At 42.5% G+C, this 25,544-nt stretch carries 22 protein-coding genes, 1 tRNA gene, 3 rRNA genes and 1 pseudogene; 14 read left to right on the plus strand and 13 right to left on the minus strand.

Annotated features, from left to right (window positions below; genetic code table 11):
- The first annotated feature begins 4 nt into the window (after positions 1-4).
- The gene (ccmE, locus tag GM698_RS06255) at positions 5-538 is read left to right on the plus strand and encodes a cytochrome c maturation protein CcmE (RefSeq protein ID WP_176809534.1); all 534 of its coding nucleotides are present in this window, start codon (positions 5-7) and stop codon (positions 536-538) included.
- On the plus strand, positions 535-2,493 hold the full coding sequence (locus GM698_RS06260; RefSeq protein WP_209289108.1) for a heme lyase CcmF/NrfE family subunit: 1,959 nt from the start codon (positions 535-537) through the stop codon (positions 2,491-2,493). Before ccmE ends, GM698_RS06260 begins: the two co-directional genes overlap by 4 nt.
- Positions 2,494-2,530: 37 nt before the next feature.
- On the opposite strand, the pseudogene GM698_RS06265 reads toward GM698_RS06260, so the two are convergent.
- The 3 genes and pseudogenes from GM698_RS06265 to argS form a co-directional block, all read right to left on the minus strand.
- Positions 2,531-3,147: pseudogene (locus GM698_RS06265) on the minus strand (HI_0552 family protein).
- A 79-nt stretch (positions 3,148-3,226) separates the two neighbouring features.
- Entirely contained in the window at positions 3,227-4,402 is a 1,176-nt protein-coding gene (gene cgtA, locus GM698_RS06270) for an Obg family GTPase CgtA (RefSeq protein ID WP_176807668.1), read from the minus strand.
- 54 nt (positions 4,403-4,456) lie between these two features.
- A complete protein-coding gene (gene argS, locus GM698_RS06275; protein WP_209289109.1) occupies positions 4,457-6,184 on the minus strand; it encodes an arginine--tRNA ligase in 1,728 nt (575 codons plus the stop codon).
- A 32-nt stretch (positions 6,185-6,216) separates the two neighbouring features.
- Between argS and GM698_RS06280 the strand changes: the two genes are divergently transcribed.
- Both GM698_RS06280 and GM698_RS06285 read left to right on the plus strand, forming a co-directional pair.
- A complete protein-coding gene (locus GM698_RS06280) occupies positions 6,217-6,816 on the plus strand; it encodes a VOC family protein (RefSeq protein ID WP_176811979.1) in 600 nt (199 codons plus the stop codon).
- A gap of 23 nt (positions 6,817-6,839) precedes the next feature.
- Complete coding sequence (locus GM698_RS06285) at positions 6,840-7,304, plus strand: glycine zipper 2TM domain-containing protein (RefSeq protein WP_209289110.1); 465 nt, start codon at positions 6,840-6,842, stop codon at positions 7,302-7,304.
- Between the two features lie 78 nt (positions 7,305-7,382).
- Here the strand turns inward: GM698_RS06285 and tyrS are convergent, their stop codons facing one another.
- From tyrS to GM698_RS06300, 3 genes are all read right to left on the minus strand, one after another.
- Positions 7,383-8,573, minus strand: coding sequence for a tyrosine--tRNA ligase (gene tyrS, locus GM698_RS06290; protein WP_209289111.1), 1,191 nt, complete (start codon positions 8,571-8,573; stop codon positions 7,383-7,385).
- A gap of 220 nt (positions 8,574-8,793) precedes the next feature.
- Positions 8,794-9,606: a DNA ligase gene (locus tag GM698_RS06295; RefSeq protein WP_209289112.1), complete on the minus strand. Its 813-nt coding sequence runs from the start codon at positions 9,604-9,606 to the stop codon at positions 8,794-8,796.
- Between the two features lie 109 nt (positions 9,607-9,715).
- Positions 9,716-10,546, minus strand: coding sequence for a DUF5718 family protein (locus tag GM698_RS06300; RefSeq protein ID WP_209289113.1), 831 nt, complete (start codon positions 10,544-10,546; stop codon positions 9,716-9,718).
- 472 nt (positions 10,547-11,018) lie between these two features.
- On the opposite strand from GM698_RS06300, the gene GM698_RS06305 reads away from it, so the two are divergent.
- From GM698_RS06305 to rrf, 4 genes are all read left to right on the plus strand, one after another.
- Positions 11,019-12,559 (plus strand): 16S ribosomal RNA (locus tag GM698_RS06305).
- A 199-nt stretch (positions 12,560-12,758) separates the two neighbouring features.
- Positions 12,759-12,834 (plus strand) — tRNA-Glu (locus GM698_RS06310).
- Positions 12,835-13,051: 217 nt separating this feature from the next.
- Positions 13,052-15,952, plus strand: a 23S ribosomal RNA gene (locus tag GM698_RS06315).
- Positions 15,953-16,137: 185 nt separating this feature from the next.
- Positions 16,138-16,253: ribosomal RNA gene (rrf, locus tag GM698_RS06320) — 5S ribosomal RNA — on the plus strand.
- The 16S, 23S and 5S rRNA genes sit together here with 1 tRNA gene alongside, the layout of an rRNA operon.
- Positions 16,254-16,383: 130 nt before the next feature.
- Here the strand turns inward: rrf and GM698_RS06325 are convergent.
- From GM698_RS06325 to coaBC, 7 genes are all read right to left on the minus strand, one after another.
- Positions 16,384-17,142, minus strand: coding sequence for a biotin--[acetyl-CoA-carboxylase] ligase (locus tag GM698_RS06325; RefSeq protein ID WP_176811975.1), 759 nt, complete (start codon positions 17,140-17,142; stop codon positions 16,384-16,386).
- 21 nt (positions 17,143-17,163) lie between these two features.
- Entirely contained in the window at positions 17,164-18,192 is a 1,029-nt protein-coding gene (murB, locus tag GM698_RS06330) for a UDP-N-acetylmuramate dehydrogenase (RefSeq protein ID WP_176808966.1), read from the minus strand.
- Between the two features lie 99 nt (positions 18,193-18,291).
- Complete coding sequence (gene crp, locus GM698_RS06335; protein WP_176807457.1) at positions 18,292-18,966, minus strand: cAMP-activated global transcriptional regulator CRP; 675 nt, start codon at positions 18,964-18,966, stop codon at positions 18,292-18,294.
- Positions 18,967-19,027: 61 nt separating this feature from the next.
- Positions 19,028-19,246, minus strand: coding sequence for a YheU family protein (locus tag GM698_RS06340; protein ID WP_176807456.1), 219 nt, complete (start codon positions 19,244-19,246; stop codon positions 19,028-19,030).
- A 3-nt stretch (positions 19,247-19,249) separates the two neighbouring features.
- Positions 19,250-19,855: a nucleoid occlusion factor SlmA gene (gene slmA, locus GM698_RS06345; RefSeq protein ID WP_209289114.1), complete on the minus strand. Its 606-nt coding sequence runs from the start codon at positions 19,853-19,855 to the stop codon at positions 19,250-19,252.
- Between the two features lie 21 nt (positions 19,856-19,876).
- Positions 19,877-20,332: a dUTP diphosphatase gene (dut, locus tag GM698_RS06350; protein WP_176809334.1), complete on the minus strand. Its 456-nt coding sequence runs from the start codon at positions 20,330-20,332 to the stop codon at positions 19,877-19,879.
- Positions 20,333-20,381: 49 nt separating this feature from the next.
- Positions 20,382-21,584 carry a bifunctional phosphopantothenoylcysteine decarboxylase/phosphopantothenate--cysteine ligase CoaBC gene (gene coaBC / locus GM698_RS06355; protein ID WP_209289115.1) on the minus strand — a complete coding sequence of 401 codons (1,203 nt, stop codon included), beginning with the start codon at positions 21,582-21,584 and terminating at the stop codon, positions 20,382-20,384.
- Between the two features lie 157 nt (positions 21,585-21,741).
- On the opposite strand from coaBC, the gene radC reads away from it, so the two are divergent.
- From radC to vapC, 6 genes are all read left to right on the plus strand, one after another.
- A complete protein-coding gene (radC, locus tag GM698_RS06360; RefSeq protein WP_176807453.1) occupies positions 21,742-22,434 on the plus strand; it encodes a DNA repair protein RadC in 693 nt (230 codons plus the stop codon).
- A 170-nt stretch (positions 22,435-22,604) separates the two neighbouring features.
- Positions 22,605-22,841, plus strand: a complete 237-nt coding sequence (gene rpmB, locus GM698_RS06365) for a 50S ribosomal protein L28 (protein WP_006251446.1) — start codon at positions 22,605-22,607, stop codon at positions 22,839-22,841.
- An 11-nt stretch (positions 22,842-22,852) separates the two neighbouring features.
- Positions 22,853-23,023 carry a 50S ribosomal protein L33 gene (gene rpmG / locus GM698_RS06370; RefSeq protein ID WP_159628615.1) on the plus strand — a complete coding sequence of 57 codons (171 nt, stop codon included), beginning with the start codon at positions 22,853-22,855 and terminating at the stop codon, positions 23,021-23,023.
- A gap of 347 nt (positions 23,024-23,370) precedes the next feature.
- Entirely contained in the window at positions 23,371-24,735 is a 1,365-nt protein-coding gene (locus GM698_RS06375) for a diaminobutyrate--2-oxoglutarate transaminase (protein ID WP_176809330.1), read from the plus strand.
- A gap of 168 nt (positions 24,736-24,903) precedes the next feature.
- Entirely contained in the window at positions 24,904-25,137 is a 234-nt protein-coding gene (vapB, locus tag GM698_RS06380) for a type II toxin-antitoxin system VapB family antitoxin (protein ID WP_176807450.1), read from the plus strand.
- Positions 25,137-25,535 carry a tRNA(fMet)-specific endonuclease VapC gene (vapC, locus tag GM698_RS06385; RefSeq protein WP_176807449.1) on the plus strand — a complete coding sequence of 133 codons (399 nt, stop codon included), beginning with the start codon at positions 25,137-25,139 and terminating at the stop codon, positions 25,533-25,535. The genes vapB and vapC overlap by 1 nt, the downstream gene beginning before the upstream one ends.
- The last annotated feature ends 9 nt before the right edge of the window (positions 25,536-25,544 follow it).

A 25,544-nucleotide genomic window follows, 5' to 3' on the forward strand; every position in this document is an offset into this window, starting at 1 on the left:
TACGATGAATCCAAGACGCAAATCAAGATTGAAAGTGGTGCTTTCCGTATTACTAGGGCTTTCTGTTGCTGCAGGGCTAACGCTTTATGCACTTAGCCAAAATATCGATTTGTTCTATACGCCGTCTGAAATTGTGAACGGTAAAAATGACGATCCAAAACAAAAGCCAGAAGTCGGGCAGCGGATTCGTGTAGGTGGAATGGTGGTGGAAGATACCGTCAAGCGTGATGATAAAACTTTGAAAGTGGTGTTTGATTTAGAGGATATCGGTCCATCAATTACGGTGGAATATGAGGGCATTTTGCCAGATCTGTTCCGTGAAGGGCAGGGTATTGTGGCTCAAGGTGTGTTAATTGAGCCAACTCGCTTAAAAGCAGCGGAAGTGTTGGCAAAACACGATGAAAATTATATGCCACCAGAGTTGGGCGATAAAATAAAAACGCAGCATAATGCCGTGGGTGTTTCGGAAAAAGATCTGAAAGGAGAATCAGAAAAAGATCGCCAAATGAAAGAAGATGCTCAAGGGGAGAGTAAATGATCGCAGAATTAGGCAATTATGCCTTAGCGTTAGCACTGGCAATTTCAGTTTTATTGGCCATTTTGCCGATTTGGGGAGCAGAAAAACAAAATAGCACATTAATTGCATTAGCCAGACCAATGACGTGGGCGATGTTTTTAGTCTTAACCATCTCTTTTGGATCATTATTTTACTTATTTGCGGTGAATGATTTTACTGTGCAATATGTAGTAAACAATTCTAACAGCCGCTTACCATTGCAATATCGATTATCAGCAGTTTGGGGAGCTCACGAAGGATCACTGTTATTGTGGGTGTGGTTGCTTTCACTCTGGTCTGTCGGCGTGGCTGCGTTCACTCGTAAAATGCCAGAAGATGCAGTGGCTCGAGTGTTAGGTTTAATGGGTTTAATTAGCATTGGCTTTTTAGTGTTTGTGATTTTCACCTCAAATCCGTTTGACCGCACTTTCCCAAATTTTCCCGTGGATGGCAGAGAATTAAACCCAATGTTGCAAGATGTGGGCTTAATTTTCCATCCGCCGTTGCTTTATATGGGCTATGTGGGTTTCTCTGTTGCGTTTGCCTTTGCGATTGCTTCATTAATGACTGGTCGCTTAGACACGGCTTGGGCAAGATGGTCTCGCCCGTGGACAATGGCGGCGTGGGTGTTTTTAACCCTTGGTATCGTGCTTGGCTCTTGGTGGGCGTATTACGAACTCGGTTGGGGCGGCTGGTGGTTCTGGGATCCTGTAGAAAACGCTTCCCTTATGCCGTGGATTGCTGGCACCGCGTTAATTCACTCATTAGCGGTGACTGAAAAACGTGGCACATTCAAGGCTTGGACGGTGTTGCTTGCAATTTTAGCCTTCTCACTCTGTTTAGTCGGCACATTCCTCGTGCGTTCGGGGATTTTGGTGTCGGTGCACGCTTTCGCCTCAGACCCAACTCGAGGCTTATATATTTTGGCGTATCTTGTGATTGTGGTGGGGGGCTCGTTGCTACTCTACGCTTTCAAAGGCTCGCAAATCAAAAGTTTAGACAACTACGAGCGTTACTCCCGTGAATCAATGCTCTTAATCAATAATATTTTATTGATGGCGTTTTTATCAGTGGTCTTTTTAGGCACATTATTGCCATTGATCCATAAGCAAATTGGCTTAGGCACAATTTCGATTGGTGCCCCGTTTTTTGACCAAATGTTTATGATTTTAATGGTGCCTTTTGCATTTGTATTAGGAATTGGACCGCTTGTAAAATGGCGAATAGATCAAGTTTCTGCCATTCGTAAACCAGTTATCATCGCTTTAATTATAATGGCATTGCTTGGCTTTGGCTTGCCGAGTCTGTTTCGCAATATGATGACCGTGAGTGTGGTGCTTGGCACAATGATGAGTGTGTTTATTGTGCTGTTAAGCTTATATGAACTTCACCAGCGTGCAACGCACCGCCATTCATTCTTTACAGGCGTTTTCAAACTGTCTCGTTCTCACTGGGGAATGGTGCTGGCTCACTTAGGGGTTGCAATGACGGTATTCGGCATCGCATTTAGCCAAAACTTCAGCATTGAGCGAGATGTGCGAATGAACGTAGGCGATAAAGCTCAAATTTTAGATTACCAATTTGAGTTTAAAGGCATCAAAATTACCGATGGGGCAAACTATCAAGGCGGTACGGCTGAGCTTGAAATTACCCGCAGCGGCAAATATGAAGCTACACTCAATGCAGAAAAACGTTTTTATAACGTGAGCCGAATGGGTATGACCGAAGCGGCAATCGACTGGGGTTTCAGCCGAGATTTATACGCCGCTTTAGGTGAAAAACTGGACGATAATTCGTGGGCGGTTCGCTTATATTACAAACCATTTATTCGCTGGATTTGGATTGGTGGACTCTTTATGGCGTTAGGCGGATTACTCTGTATGATGGACAAACGCTATCGTTTACGCGTTGAAAATAAAAAAGAGGCTGTTGCTTAAATAACCAAAAGGGCGAACATAATTGTTCGCCCTATTTTTACTGATGACATTTTTCATAAAGCGGTAATAAGTCTCGAATGGTCTGATAGATAAATTCCACCGCATCAATATTATCAAGTTCTTCCTTTTCCACATTCCGCCCGATGCACCAAAAATCCTCATCATCTGCTAAAATTAATTCTTGAGCTGAAATCTGGCTGACTTTTCTGAAATCATCATATTCACTCTCTTTACCGTTCCAAATATCAAATTTGCTATATTTTTCTCGATCAAGATTTTCCCACCATTGATTATATTGTTGCACATTAATTTGCGAACGATCAGCCCGATAGCAGTGCCAATCAAGGCATACTTGCAAACGACGGCGGTTTAAAATCACGGAAAGAATAGCAGCAGAATTTTGATTAAATTCATACTTATAATAAGCGAAAAAATGAGCCCGAACTTGCCAGCCGTTACACCAACGTTCAATATGTGGCTCGCTAAACGGCTGCCTAAGTTGGTGAGCAATGTCTAGATGTAGCTTTTTCCAAATTTCCCAATGAGCCTTGTAATCCGCTTTAATACGAGGAATTTCCTCAGGACAATATTTTTAAGCTGAGCAAATTGAAAAAATGGAATATTAAAAATTTCGCAGGATTTTGAACTAAGCATCTGTTTTCCTTAAATAAACAAGCGGTTGTTTTTCCTCAGAAATTTGCAAATTTCTAGCTAAAAACAACCGCTTGTCTTTTTATCGGCGTTCGTAAATAAACTCTACGCCTTCGTCATCTTCTTCGGTCCAATCATCGTCCCAGTCGTCCCACTCTTCTTCGACAGGGTTTTGCATTGCTTCGTTGTGATAATCTTCCCATTTGAATTTCACTTCTTCCGCTTCTTTATTTTCTTCTTCCACTTCACGAGGGTTGGCTTCAATAAAGTCCATAATATCACGGGTGAGGTTTTGCACGTTTTGACCGGTGGCGGCAGAGATTAAGTAGTAATCGCCTTCCCAGCCGATTTGCTCGGCAATTTCTTTGGCACGTTCAGCCGCTTCTTCTTCGCCGATAGTGTCGATTTTGTTGAACACTAGCCACGTTGGTTTTTCAGAGAGCTTTTCGCTGTATTGGTAAAGTTCCGATTCAATCACTGAAATGTTGTGAGCGGGATCGCTTTCATCAATAGGCATAATATCCACTAAGTGAATGAGAATTCGGCAACGTTCCAAGTGTTTGAGGAAACGAATGCCTAAACCAGCGCCTTCCGCCGCCCCTTCGATCAAGCCTGGAATATCGGCAACCACAAAGCTACGATCTGAGCCAACACGAGCTACGCCTAAACTTGGCACAAGAGTTGTGAATGGGTAGTCCGCCACTTTGGGTTTAGCGGCAGAGACACTGCGGATAAAGGTTGATTTCCCCGCATTTGGTAAACCTAACATCCCTACATCGGCAAGCAACATTAATTCCAACAGCAAATCACGTTTTTCGCCCAATGTCCCGTTGGTTTTTTGGCGTGGGGCACGGTTTACCGATGATTTAAAGCGAGTATTGCCTAAACCGTGGTAGCCACCTTTTGCTACTAGCATTTTCATTCCGTGCTGGGTTAAATCACCAAGCACTTCTTGGGTGTCGTTGTCGATTGCACGAGTGCCGACGGGAACACGCAAGGTGATGTCATTTCCACGGTGCCCTGTACAGCCTGCACTGCGGCCGTTTTCGCCACGCCCTGCGGCATAACGCTTTTCAAAACGATAGTCTATGAGTGTATTGAGGTTTTCGTCTGCAATTAAATACACATCGCCGCCGTCACCCCCATCACCGCCGTCTGGCCCACCTTTTGGGATATATTTTTCACGGCGAAAACTCACACAGCCGTTTCCGCCATCGCCTGCTTCTACACGAATCAGGGCTTCATCAATAAATTTCATTTTACATTGTTCCTTATAAACATCTCCCCTCTTTGCTAAAAAGGGGAACTATTCTTACATCTTCTCAATTGTTTTAATGCCTAACAAATCCAAACCTTGTTTTAAGGTTTTTGCAGTTAATGCGGCAAGTTTTAAACGGCTGTTTTTGGTGTCTTCTTCTGCATTTAAAATAGGGCAAGCCTCGTAGAAACTGGAGAATGTGCCAGCTAATTCATATAAGTATTGGCATAGAATATGCGGCATACCGTCTTTTGCTACACCATTTAGAGCTTCTTCAAACTGCAGTAATTTCACTGCCAAAGCACGTTCTTTAGGTTCTTTTAGTTGAATAGTGCCACTTAACGCATTTTCATCAATGCTTGCACGTGCAAAGATTGAGCGTATTCTGGTGTAGGCATACTGCATATAAGGGGCCGTGTTGCCTTCAAACGTCAGCATATTGTCCCAATCGAAGACATAGTCAGTGGTGCGATTTTTCGAGAGATCGGAATATTTCACTGAGCCAATTGCAACGGCTTCTACCACGGCGGCTTTTTCTTCAGCAGTTAAATCAGTTGAACGTGCGGAAATAAGCGTTTCTGCACGTTCCATCGCTTCGTCTAACAAATCTTTCAATTTCACCGTGCCACCGCTGCGAGTTTTGAAGGGCTTGCCGTCTTTGCCGAGCATCATTCCGAAGAATGGGTGTTCAAGGCTGAAGCTCTCTGGCACATAGCCTGCTTTTCGGGTAATTAGCCACGCTTGTTGCATATGTTGTGCTTGGCGGCTGTCGGAGAAGACTAAAGCTCTGTCAGCTTTTAGTGTTTCATAACGATATTTTGCAGCGGCGATATCGGTGGTGGTATATAAAAAACCGCCATCTTTTTTCTGCACAATCACGCCCATCGGATCGCCGTCTTTGTTTTTGAATTCGTCTAAGAACACCACCAGTGCACCATCATCTTCGACCGCTAAACCTTTGGATTTGAGGTCAGCAACAATTTCAGGCAACATTGGGTTGTAAAGGCTCTCACCCATTACATCTTTTTCCGTTAAGGTTACGTTTAGGCGGTTGTAGTTTTCTTGGTTGTGGTGCATCGTGATGTCAACGAGCTTTTTCCACATCGTTAAGCAATACTCATCACCACTTTGTAATTTCACCACATAGTTACGGGCTTTTTCTGCGAATACGTCATCAGAATCGTAATGTTCTTTTGCTGCACGGTAGAAGGCTTCTAAATCGCTTAACTCCATTTCGCTGGCGTGTTCGTTTTCCATTTTTTCGAGGTAAGCAATGAGCATACCGAATTGCGTTCCCCAGTCGCCCACGTGGTTGGCACGAATTACGTGGTTGCCTAAAAATGCCAAAGTGCGAACGACAGCATCGCCAATAATAGTTGAACGTAAATGCCCCACGTGCATTTCTTTTGCCACGTTTGGCGAAGAGTAGTCGATCACAATCGTTTGTGGATTTGCCGTTTTTATATCAAAATCGACCGCTTGTAACGCATTATTGGCATTTTGAGCCAGCCATTCTTGGTTTAAGAAAATATTGATAAAGCCCGGGCCTGCAATGTCTAATTTATCGGCAATACCGTTTAAATTGGCGTTATCTAAGATTTTTTGAGCGAACTCTCGTGGGTTCATTCCTAATTTTTTCGCCGCACCCATCGCTCCATTGGCTTGATAATCGCCAAATTCTGGTTTGCCTGATTGGCGAACTAATGGATCAACATCGCTCTCTGCACCGCTTGCCACCATTGCCTGTTTAATTTTATCTGATAAAATTTGTTGAATATTCACCGATTTAACCTATTAAATTTGATTCACAAAAAATGGACAAGATTGTAGCAGGAAATGCAAAATTTTTCGAGAAAATGACCGCTTGTTTTGGTGATTTATCTCAATTTGAGCAAAAAATTCAACAAATTGCGGAGATTGCAGGGATTGATTTATCGCATTATGAAATCGATCACCTCGCCGTTCGTATGAACAAAATAGAAACCGCAGAGCAGTGGCGAGCGTTGTTACTTGAAGGCTCAACGTTGCTCAAAGAAAGTGAAGTGAATGGCAGACCGATCGGATTATTTACCCTGACACAAGCGGTGAAATTTTGCGGACAAAATGTAAAAATTATTGAGTTGCCATTTCCGAAAGATAAAATCTATCCGCAAGAAGGCTGGGAGCATATTGAAGTGGTTTTTCCAATTTTAGGCGGGGAAAGCTCAGAACAGTGGGCTGAGAGAGTGTTGTCGTGCTTTAATTTATCGGATAATCCAGAGCTCAAGCTTAAAATAAGCCAACCAAAGGTGGAGGGAGAGCGTTTGCCAAATCCCAGCATTGCGATCACCTTGAGTGATGTAACTTTTGGTCATTCTTATTGTCTAAAGCTTCACCCTTATGACATAAAGAGCATAATTATGTCAGAAATGTAATTTAGGTATTTCGGAGAATTAAAATGAAAAAATTAGGTTTAGCAAGCGCGTTAATCTCAGGTTTTGCGTTAGTTGGCTGTGCCAATACTGACATTTATAGCGGTAGCGTTTACTCTGGAACGCAAGCCAAAGAGGCTCGTTCTATTTCGTATGGAACGATTTTGTCTGTGCGTGATGTTAAAATTCAAGCAGATAGTCAAGGCGTGATCGGAACGCTTGGCGGTGGTGTGTTAGGTGGTATTGCTGGCAGCGGTGTTGGGGGTGGCACTGGTCAGGCGATTGCAACTGCAGTAGGGGCGATTGCTGGTTCGGTAATTGGTAGCCAAGTAGAGCAAAAAGCAAGCCAAGCTTCTTCATTAGAAATGGTCATTCGCAAAGATGATGGTAAAGAAATCGTGGTGGTTCAGAAGAAAGAAGATGGTTTTGTGCCAGGAAAACGCGTGAGAATTGTTGGATCGAGTTCAGATTTGAATGTATCTCTTCTTTAGTTTTTCTAGATGTTACATTACAAGCGGTCATAATCTGCCAATTTTTTGCAAATGATGACCGCTTGCCGATTAATAGGATTATTTCACCGTAATGCGTGCAAATTTACGTTTACCAACTTGGTAAACAAAAGTGCCTTTTTGTGCGTTTTGTCTCACATCGTCTATTTTTTCGCCGTCAATTTTAACCCCGCCTTGTTGTGCGGAACGAATGGCTTCAGATGTTGATGGAACAAGCCCCGCCTCTTTGAGAAGTGCGGCTAGACCAATTTCACCTTCAAACGTTAACTCAGGCATTTCATCGGGCATTGCCCTTTTTTGGAAGCGGTTTATGAATTCTTGCTCTGCTGCATCAGCTGCTGCATCATTATGGAAGCGAGCGATAATTTCTTTCGCAAGTAGAATTTTAACATCACGTGGATTTTTGCCCTTTTCAACATCCGCTTTTAATTGGGTAATTTCATTTAATGGGCGGAATGAAAGTAGGTTATACCAATCCCACATTAAATCGTCTGAAATTGACATAATTTTGCCGAACATTTCGTTTGGTGCTTCAGTTACACCAATGTAGTTGCCGAGTGATTTCGACATTTTTTTCTCGCCATCTAAGCCAACTAAAAGAGGCAGTGTCATTGCGACTTGCGGTTTTTGACCGGCAGATTTTTGTAATTCACGTCCAACTAACAGATTGAATGTTTGGTCTGTGCCGCCAAGTTCTACATCTGCTTTTAGTTCAACTGAGTCGTAGCCTTGTAGTAATGGGTAGATAAACTCGTGAATGGCGATTGGCTGTTGGTTGGTGAAGCGGTTTTTGAAATCTTCACGCTCAAGCATACGAGCAACGGTGTAGTTGCTTGCTAAGCGAATCATACCTTCTGTTCCTAGCTTTCCTAACCAATCGGAGTTGAATACGATCTTTGTTTTTTGCGGATCTAAAATTTTGAAGATCTGCTCTTTATAAGTTTCGGCATTGCGTAACACATCTTCACGGCTTAATGGTGGACGGGTTGAATTTTTACCTGAAGGATCGCCTACCATACCAGTGAAATCGCCAATTAAGAAATAAACTTCGTGCCCAAATTGTTGGAATTGACGAAGTTTATTTAACACAACGGTGTGACCTAAGTGGATATCGGGTGCAGTTGGATCTGCACCTAATTTAATACGCAATGGACGATTTTCTTTTAGCTTTGTAATTAAATCTTCTTCTGAATAAATATTTTCTACACCGCGTTTAAGCTCAGCAAGTGTTGATTCGATAGATTGAGTCATTTATCTTCCTTATTTTATCTCAATAAAAATGATTCTATTATAGCGGTATGAATTGAAATTGATAGGATTTTTGGGGTGTGGATGAAAAAAACGCCGTATTTTGTGGGGGAATACGGCGTAAAGATTGGAGTGATTACCTATTATTTTTTTAATCGAGTTAATGATAATGATTCTCAAAATAGAAATCAATACTTTTTTGAAATATTTATTATTCAGATAATTATTCGTTGATATTGCGTATTCTGACATAAGTTGCAAATCTCGGTTTTCCATATACGGTTAAACCTCGATATTTATAAGTAATAGTGGAACCAATAGGCGGCGGATTTTCTCTTTCTTTATCTTTAAAACCTGAACCAATTTTGAATCTCCCTCGCTGATTTTCACAAGTAATCGCCCCTAATTTATCTGCGTATTTCCCTTTGCCTTTATGGTGAGCGATAACGATACACTCTTCATCTAAAACAGGTTTTATTTTTAAAATTTGTGCAGAGCGTCCAGAAATGTATTCTGCATTTGGATTACGAACCACAACCCCTTCGCCCCCTTTTTCTAAAATAGATTGGTAGAAAGTGTTAAGATGCTCTTGGTGTTGAATTGGAATTTGCTCAATAACCTCAATATGTGGCGCAGGATGCTGAGCAAGGTATTTTTTTAATGAATTTAGTCGTTTAAACAAATCGCCGTTGGCATTTGGTACATCAAAAACATATAGTTTTAGTTTATACCAACCTTTTGGTTCTTGAGATCGAACAATGCTAGAAATTTCCTCAAGTTTTCCCCGTTCGCTAAAAAGCTCGCCATCAATCGCAAAGGGCGGAAAGTTTTTGACAAAATAATCAGGCGGGTTGAACGGATATCCTTGACGGCTAATAAGCTGTTTACCATCCCAAAACCCCCGTACACCATCGAGCTTTTCTGACATAACCCAACCTGAAGTATCTTGACCTTTATATTGTCCCAATAACGTTAAATTAGGCGATTTGGCAAATAGGGATGGGCAAGTTAGCAGTAAAAAGAGAAATTTTTTCATCGTGCCTCCAATTGAAAGCACTATAAAATAAGGAACGAAAAACGCCAGAAAATAAGTTTAAATTTTCGATGCAGATCGCAAATTTTTACTAAAACCAACCGCTTGTGGTTTAACGCACTGTTTGAATTAAGGCAGAAATATCTTCACTAAAGGTTTGTAGCTTAGCCATTTCTTCAATTTGGCTGAGAGAATATTTTTTGGCATTATAAACTACCACCATACTCACATCCCCAACCTGTAAGAAATTACTTTCGCCAAAAGGAGTGTAGCGTGTTGCTCCGATACTAATAATCGCTTGAGTTGGATAATTGGCTTGTTCAAGCATTTCGGCGATATGGTTCATTGGGCCGTCATCTGGCTGATTGTTCATTTGATTTACAACCCAATCCAACAATTTTTGATGAAAATAGCTATATTCCACCGCAGGGCTATTGATGCCATAAGCGTTCAACTTACCATCTCGTTTATGGAAACAAGCGATATGGTAATTATCCAGCGTGCCTCCTTCGTTAAAATGATCAAGCGGCAGTTGAGTTGCTGAAATCCCTTTGGATGAGGCACCCCAATTTTTCTTCTCGCAAATTTTGCGAGCATTTGGTCGGCGAATTGAACAGTCGTTATAAGCGGCAAAATGAGTTGGAATGAGGGAAATGACTTGATTATTCTCATAAGCAATGTCGCAAATCAAGGCAATTTCAGGCTCAATTTGCAGATTATCCGCATCTTGCGGAAAATGAATCGCATCGTTTGAAAGCGGATAAGTAGAAAGAAATTGATAATCCCCCAAATTCTCCGCTGGCACATAAAACGGAAAAATCGCCTTCGGCTGCACCGCTTCAGCGGTTTTAACTTTGGCAAAATCCGCCGCCTCTCCCGCTTGTTCTAAATGCCCAGCAAAGTTGCCTGCAACACCTAAACCAATAAAGTGATTGTTTTGCATAGTCCCTCCTTTTTGCAAAAAATTTGTGAAATTGTACCGCTTGAGAAAAGAAATAGCGAATTTTCTCTCTTCTCTCTTAAAATAGAGCAAGATATACGAAAACTGCTTTAATTTTTAGCAAATTGGCTTAAAAACACGCAAGCGGTAATTATTTTAGTGATTTTTGCAAAAAATTACCAAATTCTCCTTGCAAGGTATTTTGTTTTGCGTATAATGCACGGCACACAACGACGCACTGTTGTGAATGATTAGATGTTGATTACGGTGCGTCGTTTTGTTTTGTTCTTTAACAATTTATCAGACAATCTGTGTGGGCACTTGTTGATAGACTTGATTTAAAAAATATTTTAAAACTTGAAGTCTTAATAGGTGCTTATAACTAGAAATTCATTATTTTTGATTTCTTGACTTAAGTTAAGTTTAGAAGTTGAAGTGAACTTTAGCTAAGCAGTTTATTGAGCGATTAAACTTTTAATTGAAGAGTTTGATCATGGCTCAGATTGAACGCTGGCGGCAGGCTTAACACATGCAAGTCGAACGGTAGCAGGTTAGTACTTGTACTAATGCTGACGAGTGGCGGACGGGTGAGTAATGCTTGGGAATCTGGCTTATGGAGGGGGATAACGACTGGAAACGGTCGCTAATACCGCGTAATCTCTAAGGAGGAAAGGGTGGGACTTTCGGGCCACCTGCCATAAGATGAGCCCAAGTGAGATTAGGTAGTTGGTGAGGTAATGGCTCACCAAGCCGTCGATCTCTAGCTGGTCTGAGAGGATGACCAGCCACACTGGAACTGAGACACGGTCCAGACTCCTACGGGAGGCAGCAGTGGGGAATATTGCACAATGGGGGGAACCCTGATGCAGCCATGCCGCGTGAATGAAGAAGGCCTTCGGGTTGTAAAGTTCTTTCGGTCGCGAGGAAGGCGTTGATTTTAATAGAATCGGCGATTGACGTTAACGACAGAAGAAGCACCGGCTAACTCCGTGCCAGCAGCCGCGGTAATACGGGGGGTGCAAGCGTTAATCGGAATAACTGGGCGTAAAGGGCACGCAGGCGGACTTTTAAGTGAGATGTGAAAGCCCCGGGCTTAACCTGGGAATTGCATTTCAGACTGGGGGTCTAGAGTACTTTAGGGAGGGGTAGAATTCCACGTGTAGCGGTGAAATGCGTAGAGATGTGGAGGAATACCGAAGGCGAAGGCAGCCCCTTGGGAATGTACTGACGCTCATGTGCGAAAGCGTGGGGAGCAAACAGGATTAGATACCCTGGTAGTCCACGCTGTAAACGCTGTCGATTTGGGGATTGGGCTTTAAGCTTGGTGCCCGTAGCTAACGTGATAAATCGACCGCCTGGGGAGTACGGCCGCAAGGTTAAAACTCAAATGAATTGACGGGGGCCCGCACAAGCGGTGGAGCATGTGGTTTAATTCGATGCAACGCGAAGAACCTTACCTACTCTTGACATCCAGAGAATCCTGTAGAGATATGGGAGTGCCTTCGGGAGCTCTGAGACAGGTGCTGCATGGCTGTCGTCAGCTCGTGTTGTGAAATGTTGGGTTAAGTCCCGCAACGAGCGCAACCCTTATCCTTTGTTGCCAGCACGTTATGGTGGGAACTCAAAGGAGACTGCCGGTGATAAACCGGAGGAAGGTGGGGATGACGTCAAGTCATCATGGCCCTTACGAGTAGGGCTACACACGTGCTACAATGGCGTATACAGAGGGCGGCGAGCCAGCGATGGTGAGCGAATCTCACAAAGTACGTCTAAGTCCGGATTGGAGTCTGCAACTCGACTCCATGAAGTCGGAATCGCTAGTAATCGCAAATCAGAATGTTGCGGTGAATACGTTCCCGGGCCTTGTACACACCGCCCGTCACACCATGGGAGTGGGTTGTACCAGAAGTAGATAGCTTAACCGCAAGGGGGGCGTTTACCACGGTATGATTCATGACTGGGGTGAAGTCGTAACAAGGTAACCGTAGGGGAACCTGCGGTTGGATCACCTCCTTACCAAAAAAATCAAGCGCGAAGCTAGGCGAGAGTTTAGCGTCGCGACGACAGCAAGTGTTCACACAGATTGTTTGATAGAGTAGACAGGACAGAGATGAATGAAAGTTAGGCATTCAAGCGGTTAAAATCTTGCAGAAATTTGCAAAATCGCTAAAATACTTAACGCTCAACTGGCAAAAGGAAAGCATCTTTAAATGATGTCCCCATCGTCTAGAGGCCTAGGACATCGCCCTTTCACGGCGGTAACCGGGGTTCGAATCCCCGTGGGGACGCCATTTAAAGATGATTTTTATTGTCTTAATGTTCTTTAAAAATTTAGAAACAAGCTGAAAAACTGAGAGATTTTCGAAAGAAAGTCTGAGTATGTAATAAAATCTTAGCTGAACAAAAGCAGCTAAGTGTTTAGTTTAAAACAGACTTTAAATGTGTTGTTATGTTGTTTTTTCTTTCCTTTTGATTGAAATACAAAAACAAAAACATTTGAGGTTGTATAGTTAAGTGACTAAGCGCACAAGGTGGATGCCTTGGCAATCAGAGGCGATGAAGGACGTGCTAATCTGCGAAAAGCTTGGATGAGTCGATAAGAGGCGTTTAATCCAAGATGTCCGAATGGGGAAACCCAGTAGATGAAGAATCTACTATCACTTGCTGAATACATAGGCAAGTGAAGCAAACCGGGAGAACTGAAACATCTAAGTACCCCGAGGAAAAGAAATCAACCGAGATTTCGTTAGTAGCGGCGAGCGAACGCGAAAGAGCCAGTGAGTAATAGCGGATTTATTAGAGGAATGAGCTGGGAAGCTCAATCATAGAGGGTGATAATCCCGTACTCGAAAATATTTCCGTGGTACTAAGCTCACAACAAGTAGGGCGGGACACGTGATATCCTGTTTGAAGATGGGGGGACCATCCTCCAAGGCTAAATACTCCTGATTGACCGATAGTGAACCAGTACTGTGAAGGAAAGGCGAAAAGAACCCCGGCGAGGGGAGTGAAATAGAACCTGAAACCTTGTGCGTACAAGCAGTGGGAGCAGATTTATTCTGTGACTGCGTACCTTTTGTATAATGGGTCAGCGACTTATATTTTGTAGCAAGGTTAACTGAATAAGGGAGCCGTAGGGAAACCGAGTCTTAACTGGGCGTATAGTTGCAAGGTATAGACCCGAAACCCGGTGATCTAGCCATGGGCAGGTTGAAGGTTGGGTAACACTAACTGGAGGACCGAACCGACTAATGTTGAAAAATTAGCGGATGACTTGTGGCTGGGGGTGAAAGGCCAATCAAACCGGGAGATAGCTGGTTCTCCCCGAAATCTATTTAGGTAGAGCCTTATGTGAATACCTTCGGGGGTAGAGCACTGTTTCGGCTAGGGGTCCATCCCGGATTACCAACCCGATGCAAACTGCGAATACCGAAGAGTAATGCATAGGAGACACACGGTGGGTGCTAACGTTCATCGTGGAGAGGGAAACAACCCAGACCGCCAGCTAAGGTCCCCAAGTACTAGTTAAGTGGGAAACGAAGTGGGAAGGCTTAGACAGCTAGGATGTTGGCTTAGAAGCAGCCATCATTTAAAGAAAGCGTAATAGCTCACTAGTCGAGTCGGCCTGCGCGGAAGATGTAACGGGGCTAAAACTAGTCACCGAAGCTGCGGCATCAATGGAAACATTGTTGGGTAGGGGAGCGTTCTGTAAGCGGAAGAAGGTGAGTCGAGAGGCTTGCTGGACGTATCAGAAGTGCGAATGCTGACATAAGTAACGATAAAACGAGTGAAAAACTCGTTCGCCGGAAGACCAAGGGTTCCTGTCCAACGTTAATCGGGGCAGGGTGAGTCGGCCCCTAAGGCGAGGCTGAAAAGCGTAGTCGATGGGAAACGGGTTAATATTCCCGTACTTGGTGTAATTGCGATGTGGGGACGGAGAAGGTTAGGTTATCAGGGTGTTGGATTACCCTGTTTAAGCTGGTAGTTGGGAAGATTAGGCAAATCCGGTCTTCTATTAACAACGAGAAGTGATGACGAGACTCTACGGAGTTGAAGTAACCGATACCACGCTTCCAGGAAAAGCCACTAAGCGTCAGATTACACTAAACCGTACTATAAACCGACACAGGTGGTCAGGTAGAGAATACTCAGGCGCTTGAGAGAACTCGGGTGAAGGAACTAGGCAAAATAGCACCGTAACTTCGGGAGAAGGTGCGCCGGCGTAGATTGTAATCCCTCGCGGATGAAGGTTGAACCGGTCGAAGATACCAGCTGGCTGCAACTGTTTATTAAAAACACAGCACTCTGCAAACACGAAAGTGGACGTATAGGGTGTGATGCCTGCCCGGTGCTGGAAGGTTAATTGATGGTGTTATCGAAAGAGAAGCTCCTGATCGAAGCCCCAGTAAACGGCGGCCGTAACTATAACGGTCCTAAGGTAGCGAAATTCCTTGTCGGGTAAGTTCCGACCTGCACGAATGGCATAATGATGGCCAGGCTGTCTCCACCCGAGACTCAGTGAAATTGAAATCGCCGTGAAGATGCGGTGTACCCGCGGCTAGACGGAAAGACCCCGTGAACCTTTACTATAGCTTGACACTGAACATTGAATTTTGATGTGTAGGATAGGTGGGAGCCTTTGAAGATGACACGCTAGTGTTGTTGGAGGCGTCCTTGAAATACCACCCTTTAACGTTTGATGTTCTAACGAAGTACTCGGAACGAGTACTCGGACAGTGTCTGGTGGGTAGTTTGACTGGGGCGGTCTCCTCCCAAAGAGTAACGGAGGAGCACGAAGGTTTGCTAATGACGGTCGGACATCGTCAGGTTAGTGCAATGGTAGAAGCAAGCTTAACTGCGAGACAGACAAGTCGAGCAGGTGCGAAAGCAGGTCATAGTGATCCGGTGGTTCTGAATGGAAGGGCCATCGCTCAACGGATAAAAGGTACTCCGGGGATAACAGGCTGATACCGCCCAAGAGTTCATATCGACGGCGGTGTTTGGCACCTCGATGTCGGCTCATCACATCCTGGGGCTGAAGTAGGTCCCAAGGGTATGGCTGTTCGCCATTTAAAGTGGTACGCGAGCTGGGTTTAGAACGTCGTGAGACAGTTCGGTCCCTATCTGCCGTGGGCGTTGGAGAATTGGTTGGGGCTGCTCCTAGTACGAGAGGACCGGAGTGGACGCACCGCTGGTGTTTCGGTTGTGTCGCCAGACGCATTGCCGAGTAGCTACGTGCGGAAGAGATAAGTGCTGAAAGCATCTAAGCACGAAACTTGCCAAGAGATGAGTTCTCCCAGTCTATAAGACTGTAAGGGTTGTTGGAGACTACGACGTAGATAGGCACAATGTGTAAGCGTAGCGATACGTTGAGCTAATGTGTACTAATTGCCCGAGAGGCTTAACTATACAACGCTCAAGTGTTTTTATAGAAAAAATAAGAAAGCACGAAGCGAAGTAACGCAAAGTAAAGACTAAACAAACAAGACAGACAAACAAATAAACTCAGAAAATAAATAAATAAACTCAGAATCAACAGCTTGTTTTTAGATTAAAGAACAAAAAATAGAAAGACAGAAAATCAACAAGATTTTCCCGACGACAATAGTGCTGTGGTTCTACCTGACTCCATACCGAACTCAGAAGTAAAACGCAGTGACGCCGATGGTAGTGTGGTGATTCGCCATGTGAGAGTAGGGCATCGTCGGGGCTTATTTTAAATCTCAAACAAAGCAAAAACCTCAAGCTTAGTGATAGGCTTGAGGTTTTTGCTTTTTTTTATTTTTAAAAAGCCAAAAAGCGAAAATTGCAAAAAATATCAATAAAATGACCGCTTGTAATTAATCGCCCCTTAATGACATCTCTCCAATGCTAAAATATTGGATTACCTGATCTTGTTGGAGAATTAATTCACCGAGTTCATTAATGCCAAGTGAAGTGCCGTGAATTTCAGTATTTTCTGTTATTAGTTTCACTGGTTTATTGTAGAAAATGTCAAATTTCTGCCAGCGTTGAGCGTAGTGAGAGAAGCCGACAAGCGGGTAAATTTTGAGATTTTTTTGCAATTCGTAGGCTAAATGACAAACCAATTTGTTGCGATCAAAATGGTATTGTGATAAATCTGCCCAGGCTTGAGTTACAATCTTTTCATCTACTTTTGTCATACCTAAGTTTAAACCGATACCGATAACTAAATCCAACCCTTTGTGGTTGGCTTGACTTTCTAGCAAAATGCCGCCCATTTTTTTGCCGTTGTAATAAATATCATTCGGCCATTTGATTTGAATATTGTCCACATTCTGTTTTGTTAAACTTTCGGCAATGATGAGTGCAACTACAAGGCTGAGTGGTGGTAGGTTTGCGGCATCTTTTGGATAATGCCATAAAATGGAGAAGTAAAGATTTTCACTTTCGGGTGAATACCAAGTTCTTCCTCGTCTGCCACGCCCTGCAGTCTGTTTTTCGGCAAGGCAAACGGAACCATTTTCTAATGTTTGATGATGTGTGAGCAGATATTCGTTGGTTGAGCCAATTTCATCAAAAACAATTGCCTGTCCGCAGAGTAGTGCTTTTTGAATTTGGGCTTGGTTGAGTTTCATTTTTCATTCCTAATTGAGGTGTTATCGAGTGATTTGGTCGCTATCAACTTCCCCATTTTTGCCAATAAAACGAACTTCAGGTTGAATGTCCACACTAAATTTTTCACGCACACGTCGGCGGATCGTTTTTGCCAGCTCTGCAATATCTTGGCCTGTGGCATTTTCTTTGTTGATTAATACCAATGCCTGTTGGGTGTGCACCGTCGCCCCGCCAATTTGTAAGCCTTTTAAACCTGCTTTGTCTATCAGCCAGCCTGCAGCTAATTTGATTAGGCCATCAGGCTGTAGATAACTTGGAATGGTCGGAAATTTTGCTTGCACGGCTGCAAATTGCTCGGCTGAAATAATCGGGTTTTTAAAGAAACTGCCTGCATTGCCAAATTCATCGGGGTTAGGTAGTTTTGAGGAGCGAACCGCACAGACTTCGTCAAAAATTTGCTGTGGTGTAACAGTTTGCGGATTAAGCTGAGTGAGTGAGCCGTAAGTGAGTACTGGCTTCCATACTTTTGGAAGTTTTAGACCAACTGAAATAATGGCACATTCGTCACGATATTCGCGTTTGAATACGCTTTCACGGTATCCAAAGCCACATTCATTTTTTGTAAGGGTGAAATGTTCGCCTGTGCGTAAATTTAACACGTTGACAAAATCACATACTTGTTCGAATTCTACGCCATAAGCACCGATATTTTGAATTGGGGCAGAACCAACTACGCCAGGTATTAATGCGAGGTTTTCTAGTCCTGCAATATTATTTTTTAACGTCCATTTCACTAGCTTATGCCAATTTTCTCCACCTTGAACGTGCAAGTAGTGAAATTGTTCATCTTCTCGGTGTTCAATCCCTTTGAGTTTGTTTACTAAAACCACGCCGTCAAAATCGTCTAAAAACAAAACGTTAGAGCCTTGACCTAGAATTAAGATTGGCATTTGGGCATTAAACGCGTTTTGCCATTCGTTTAATAATTGCTCAATAGTAGTAAATTCAATAATTTTTGTTGCTTTTGCATGTAAATGGAACGTATGAAAAGGCGTTAGACTATGTTTCATCATCAAGAGCTCTAAGTGAAATTTAGTGAAGTGTCATATAAACAAGCGGTCTGATTATGTGCAAATTTTGCAAAAAAATAGACCGCTTGTAAGGATGAATTACCTTGCTCCGAACACTACAATGGTTTTTCCATGTGCAGAAATTAAGCCTTCATCTTCAAGCATTTTCATAATGCGTCCAACAGTTTCGCGAGAGCAGCCAACCATCTGCCCAATTTCTTGGCGGGTAATTTTGATCTGCATTCCTTGTGGGTGAGTCATTGCATCGGGCATTTTAGCTAGATTGAGCAAGGTTTGAGCAATGCGTCCTGCAACGTCTAAAAAGGCTAGGTTGCCGACTTGGCGTGAGGTTTGGCGTAAACGTCGAGCCATTTGGGCGGATAAATACATTAAAATGTCGGGGTTTAAATGCACGAGTTGTTTGAATTTTTTATAGGAGATTTCCGCAATTTCACAAGGCCCTTTGGTGCGAACATAAGCGGTGCGTTGTTGCAATTTTTCTTCAAATAAGCTTAATTCGCCTACAAATTCGCCTGTACCTAAATTGGTTAAGAGCATCTCTTTAGTTTCATCGTCTTTAATGTAAACTGACACTGAGCCATTGACAATGTAAAAAAGTGATTCTGCATCTTCTCCAGCGTGAATTAGCGTATATTTCGCAGGATAACGATGGATATGACAATGCGTTAAAAACCACTCAACCGCAGGATCGTGAATCGAGGGCGGAGGGGTAACATTTTCAAGTTGTGCTGTTGAGAGCGTCATATCTTGCATAGTATTTCCTATAGCTCTTTATTTAAGTCAAATCTTCAAAATTTTAACACGAAATTAACCATTAACCTAAAAAAGATTTTTTGTCTTTAATATCAAGGCTTTCGTGCAATTCAGACCAAACGATAACCACTTTATCGGCTTTTAATTGAGCAAGTAAACGCTCTCTTTTTGCCTCAAGTGAAAGTTCGGTTTCACCATAGTCAGTGCCTTCTCGTAAAATGAAGGCGTCTAAAATATTCTGTAATGTGGAGTCTTCTAAATCTTGCCAAGGTATAATCATAAATTAATCGAATAAAGGTTTAATAAATGCCCATTGCTTTTCAAAATGTTGGTATTGATTATAGCTGAAATTGGAGCGAACAAGACGTAAAAATTGTCCTTCGCAGAAATTTACAAGATAACCTGCTAATGCTTTTTCATCTTCAAAAGCTTTATGTTCACGGAGTTTACTAAGCTGTAAAATATTGGCAAATTGTAATTCAAGATTATCAAAAAATTTGGCTACACGGGCTTTAAGAATATCCTCTTCAAACATCAATGCGTGTCCTGTTAGAATACGCGTCACTCCTGGATTTTTGCGGGAGAATTCCAAAATAGTGTAGAGAATCGCACGCACTGAATTTGCACTGCTGTCTTGGCGTTTGTTAGCGTGGATATAGCTTGTTAGCGTTTGCTCAATTTTTTCAATTAAAGCTTCAAACATCTTAGTTTTACTTGGGAAGTAGCGATATAATGCCCCTTCCGACACGCCTACCGCAGCGGCTAAACGTTCGGTAGTGACACGTTGCATTCCATCTTCAGAATTGAGTAAGCCAATTAATACCTCCAGCACCTGCTGGCGGCGTTCTACTACCGATTTTTTCGGCATTTTGATTTTAGGTTCTCTCATTACCATCCTATTACGACTCATTTATTGTTTACCTGAATGCCCAAAGCCACCTTCGCCACGTTCGGTCTGTTTAAAATCTTGTACGATGTTAAAATTTGCTTGAATTACGGGCAAAAATACCAGCTGTGCAATGCGGTCACCTATATTTACAGTAAAATCCTCTTGGCTTCTATTCCAAAGTGAAACCATTAACGGGCCTTGATAGTCACTGTCTATCAGACCGACTAAATTGCCTAACACGATGCCATTTTTATGTCCTAATCCCGATCTAGGTAAGATGACTGCAGCTAAGTTTGGATCGGCAATATAAATCGAAATCCCTGTTGGGATCAAAACCGTTTCGCCTGCTTTAACGGTAAGCGGTTCATTAATTAATGCGCGTAAATCCAAGCCTGCTGAACCTTCCGTTGCATAGGCTGGAAGGGGGAATTCACTCCCAATACGGCTATCTAAAATTTTTAAATCGATCTGTTTCATTGTTTGTCCTTTTGTAAAATGTTTTCTGTTTTTGACCGCTTGTTGTTTTTTATTCGGTTCTATAACGATCTACAATCTCTTGCACCAAACTCTCCGCCAACTTTTCTTTATCTGCAAGCGGTAATTTTTTCTCTCCATTTTGCCAAAAGAGATGGAGAGAATTCTGATCTTGTCCGAACACCTGACCGCCTGAAACATCGTTAGCACAAATCATATCCAAATTTTTACGTTGTAGCTTGGTTTTAGCATATTCCGCTATATTTTGCGTTTCGGCGGCAAATCCCACTACAAAAGGGCGATTTTCTGCTAAATTTGCCACATTTGCGATAATATCGGGGTTTTTCACAAGTGTGAGAGTGAGAATGTCGCTGTTCTCGGTTTTCTTGATTTTTTGATCGGAAACTTCTGCCATTCGATAATCTGACACTGCTGCACAACCGATGAAAATTGCAGATTTTTGGGCAAATTTGACCGCTTGTTGTTCCATTTCTATGGCAGATTGCACGTTAATGCGTTCCACATTATCGGGCGTAGGTAAATTCACAGGGCCGCTAATCAGCGTAACGTTCGCCCCACGTTCAGCAAAGGCCTTAGCGATAGAGTAGCCCATTTTGCCTGAGCTGTGATTACTGATATAACGCACAGGGTCAATAGCTTCACGGGTTGGGCCTGCGGTAATGGTTACATTCAAACCTTGTAAATCTTGGCTTTTAGCGAAGTGATCCAGCACCGCTTGGTAGATTTCTTCTGGTTCTGACATTCGCCCAACGCCAACATCACCACAGGCTTGGAAGCCATTGTTTGGGCCAATAAATTGCGTACCACGAAAGATGAGCGTAGCGATGTTTTCCTGTACGGCAAGCTGTTTATACATTTGTTGGTTCATTGCAGGAGCAAGCAGAATGGGGCTTGCGGTAGCAAGGCAAAGCGTAGAGAGTAGATCGTTCCCCATTCCAACACGCAGGCGAGCAATAAAATCAGCAGAAGCGGGGGCGATAATAACTAAATCAGCCCATTTTGCTAATTCAATATGACCCATCGCGAGCTCTGCTTGTGGGTCGAGTAAGGCGGTGGATACCGCGTTGCCTGAAATAGCCTGTAGGGTTAAAGGTGTCACAAAAGCCTCTGCTGCAGGTGTTAGCACTACACGCACTTCCGCATTTGCTTTTTTGAGATAACGGATAAGTTCAATGGTTTTGTAAGCGGCGATTCCGCCTGTAATTCCTAAGAGGATTTTTTTATTTTTTAACATTTCCATTTTTTGAGAGCCGATTAATGGCGGTTATTCTATCTGAATAAGTAATTGCTCACAACTAAACTATTTTTGCGATCTGGCTCGAAAATTTTTATTAAGCCTTTTGCATTCAAGGTTTGCCTCTTTTATGCTGAATTGCATTAAGGGAGGAAAAATGAACGAACCTGATGAAATTTTTGATATACCAACGTTAATGCCTCGTGAAAAACTATTAATGCACGGCGCTGCAGCACTCACGGATGCAGAGTTATTAGCAATTTTTTTACGAACGGGTACGAAAGATGTGCCTGTACTAACATTAGCAGAAAGCGTATTGATGGTGTTTGGCTCATTACGTCAGTTGTTAAATGCCGATATTGATGAGTTTTGTAAAATTTATGGGCTGGGTAAAACTAAATATATTCAACTGCAAGCCTCCAAAGAGATGACGAAACGCTATTTGGCTCAACAAATGGAATTTAGTGAAATGATTCAAGCCCCTTATATGGCGATAATGTATTTTCAAACTGAGTTGGAGGAAGAAGAGCGTGAAGTGTTTATGGTGCTGTTTTTAGATAATCAAAACCGTTTGATTTATAAGGAAAAGATGTTTTTTGGTACGATAAATCAAACTGAAGTTCATCCACGAGAAATTATAAAAAGAGCTTTGAAATATAATGCGGCGGCAATTATTGTGGCACACAATCATCCTTCTGGTTCTTGCTTGCCAAGTGAGTCGGACAGAAGTCTGACTAAAAAGATTGAGATGGCGTGTGAGTTAGTTGATATTCGGTTTGTCGATCATATTATTGTGGGTAAAGGCGATTATTTTTCGTTTGAAGAAGAAAAACTAGAGTTAAGAGATTGAGTGAAATAATTAGCAAATAAGCTCTTGAATGAAATAAACAAAATCAGTATAATCGGCAGTCTTTGAAACATAACGATGGGCTGGGTGTTACCTGACGAGGTAGTCAGAAGGTGAAAACCCTGATAAACCCAAACCACAAGCTTAAGCTTAAGTCATATTGGAGAATTAAAATGTCAAGAGTTTGCCAAGTAACAGGCAAGCGTCCAGCAGTTGGTAACAACCGCTCACACGCAATGAACGCGACCAAGCGTCGTTTCTTACCAAATCTTCACACCCACCGTTTCTGGGTTGAAAGCGAAAACCGTTTCGTAACTTTACGCTTAACAGCGAAAGGTATGCGTATTATCGATAAAAAAGGCATTGATGCAGTATTAGCTGAAATCCGTGCTCGTGGCGAAAAAATCTAAGGAGCTAAAAAATGGCAGCTAAAGGTGCTCGTGAGAAAATCCGTTTAGTTTCTACCGCAGAAACTGGTCATTTCTACACAACAGACAAAAACAAACGTAATATGCCAGAAAAAATGGAAATCAAAAAATTTGATCCAGTTGTTCGCAGACACGTTATCTACAAAGAAGCAAAAATCAAATAATTTGCTTTTGAAATTTGAAGCCCGGCTTAATGTCGGGCTTTTTACTTTCTCTTCTCTTTGGATTAATCATCTGATAATGGTGTTTCTGGATAAAATCCTTCCTTTTTCAGGAAAAAAGGGTATCATTACGCCTCCTTAAATGTAACCCTACATTTAAGTCTGTTTCCAACCTATCCCAACCCTGCCTTGGGACAAATAGGGTAAAAACAAAAAAGCTGAAACGCTTTTTTTAATAAGTAGCGAGTCAAATGCCCCATGGCACCGAATCTTTCAGGATTCGAGAGCTTAGGCTTCCTCCGCAAGGCACCCGACTTATTTTTTTCACCTCTTTTAGAAGGTTTATTTCAATGACAATTAAAACACCTATTCAAGCCGTTCTGGCTTCAAATCAGTATTTTTTAGATCGCCAAGATGCAATGGAATCAAACGTGCGTAGTTATCCACGAAAACTACCATTTGCTTACCAAAAAGCTCAAGGCGTTTGGGTAACTGATGTTGAAGGCAATGAATACCTCGACTTTTTAGCCGGTGCAGGAACGCTTGCATTAGGGCATAACCACCCTAAATTGATCCAAGCAATTAAAGATGTGCTAGACAGTGGTTTACCTTTACACTCTTTAGATATCACAACACCTTTAAAAGATGCGTTCACAGAAGAATTGCTCTCATTTTTCCCGAAAGATCAATATATCCTCCAATTCACAGGTCCAACAGGTGCGGATGCGAATGAAGCAGCGATTAAGTTAGCTAAAACTTTTACTGGTCGTAGTAATGTGATTGCATTTTCTGGAGGCTTCCATGGTATGACACACGGTGCCTTATCTTTAACTGGTAACTTAAGTGCAAAAAATGCCGTGCAAGGTTTAATGCCAGGTGTACAATTTATGCCTTATCCGCACGAATACCGTTGCCCGTTTGGTATTGGCGGTGAAGCAGGTGCGAAAGCCGTTGAGCACTATTTTGAAAACTTCATCGAAGATGTTGAAAGCGGTGTGGTAAAACCAGCCGCTGTTATTCTTGAAGCCATTCAAGGCGAAGGTGGTGTTGTGCCAGCCCCAATCAGTTTCTTACAAAAAGTGCGTGAAGTGACGAAAAAACACGGCATTTTAATGATTGTAGACGAAGTACAGGCTGGCTTTTGCCGTTCAGGTAAAATGTTCGCCTTTGAACACGCAGGCATTGAGCCAGATATCGTAGTGATGTCAAAAGCGATTGGCGGTAGCCTTCCATTAGCGGTATTAGCTATCCGTAAAGAATTTGATGCTTGGCAGCCAGCAGGACACACGGGAACATTTCGTGGTAACCAATTAGCAATGGCAACCGGTTACGTTTCACTCAAAATGATGCGTGAGGAAAACCTGGCACAAAATGCTCAAGAGCGTGGTGAATATTTAACAAATGCGTTGCGTGAATTGAGTAAGGAGTTTCCGTGTATCGGGCACATACGTGGCAAAGGTTTGATGATGGGGATTGACATTGTTGATGAGCACCAACCAAAAGATGCAACAGGGGCTTATCCACGTGATTGCGATTTAGCGGTAGCCATTCAAAAATATTGCTTTAAAAACAAATTGTTACTAGAGCGTGGTGGACGTGGCGGAAACGTGGTACGTGTGCTTTGTGCGGTAAACATCACCCAAGCAGAATGCGAAGAGTTTATCAAACGCTTCAAACAATCTGTTGCCGAAGCAGTTAAAGCGGTGCGTGGTTAGTTTGTAATGATACAAGCGGTTGAGTTTTACCTATTTTTTGCAAAAAATGGGAAAAATATAACCGCTTGTAAACAGAATTAGGTGGGCTTTCCCACCTTTTTGTTATTGAATCGCAGATTATTTGGGATGTACTATTGCTATATACCTTAATTATTAAAGGAGAGTAATATGATTGAAGCTTCAATTTTTATGACTAATCGAAGTCAAGCAGTTCGCTTGCCTGCTGAAGTTCGTTTTGATAATGACGTAAAAAAAATAGCAGTTCGCATTTTAGGAAATGAACGTATTTTGTCTCCTCTCAACCAAAGTTGGGATAGTTTTTTTCTTAATAGTGAAACCGTCAGTGAGGACTTTATGGTCGAAAGAGAAATAGCAATGCAGCCTGAGCGAGAGGATTTCTAATGTTGAAATATATGTTAGATTCCAACATTGTTATTTATGTTATCAAACACCGCCCTGTAGAGGTTTTGCAACGCTTTAATCAAAATGCCGGAAAAATGTGCGTTAGCAGCATCACTGCTGCTGAGCTTTATTATGGTGCTGAAAAAAGTGGCTTTTCTGCACGAAATATTGCGGTCATTGAAGATTTCTTATCTCGTTTAACGATTTTAGATTATCAGCCTAAAAGTGCCGCACATTTTGGTAACATCAAAGCTGAGCTTGCTAAACAAGGAAAACTGATAGGCGAAAACGATATTCACATTGCAGCTCACGCACGAAGTGAAGGGTTAGTCATTGTGACCAATAATCTGAGAGAATTTGAACGTGTCGAAGGATTACGTTTAGAAAATTGGGTATAGCCCAAAAGG

The sequence above is a fragment of the Mannheimia sp. ZY171111 genome (assembly GCF_017750945.1).
GTDB classification, from domain to species: domain Bacteria; phylum Pseudomonadota; class Gammaproteobacteria; order Enterobacterales; family Pasteurellaceae; genus Mannheimia; species Mannheimia pernigra.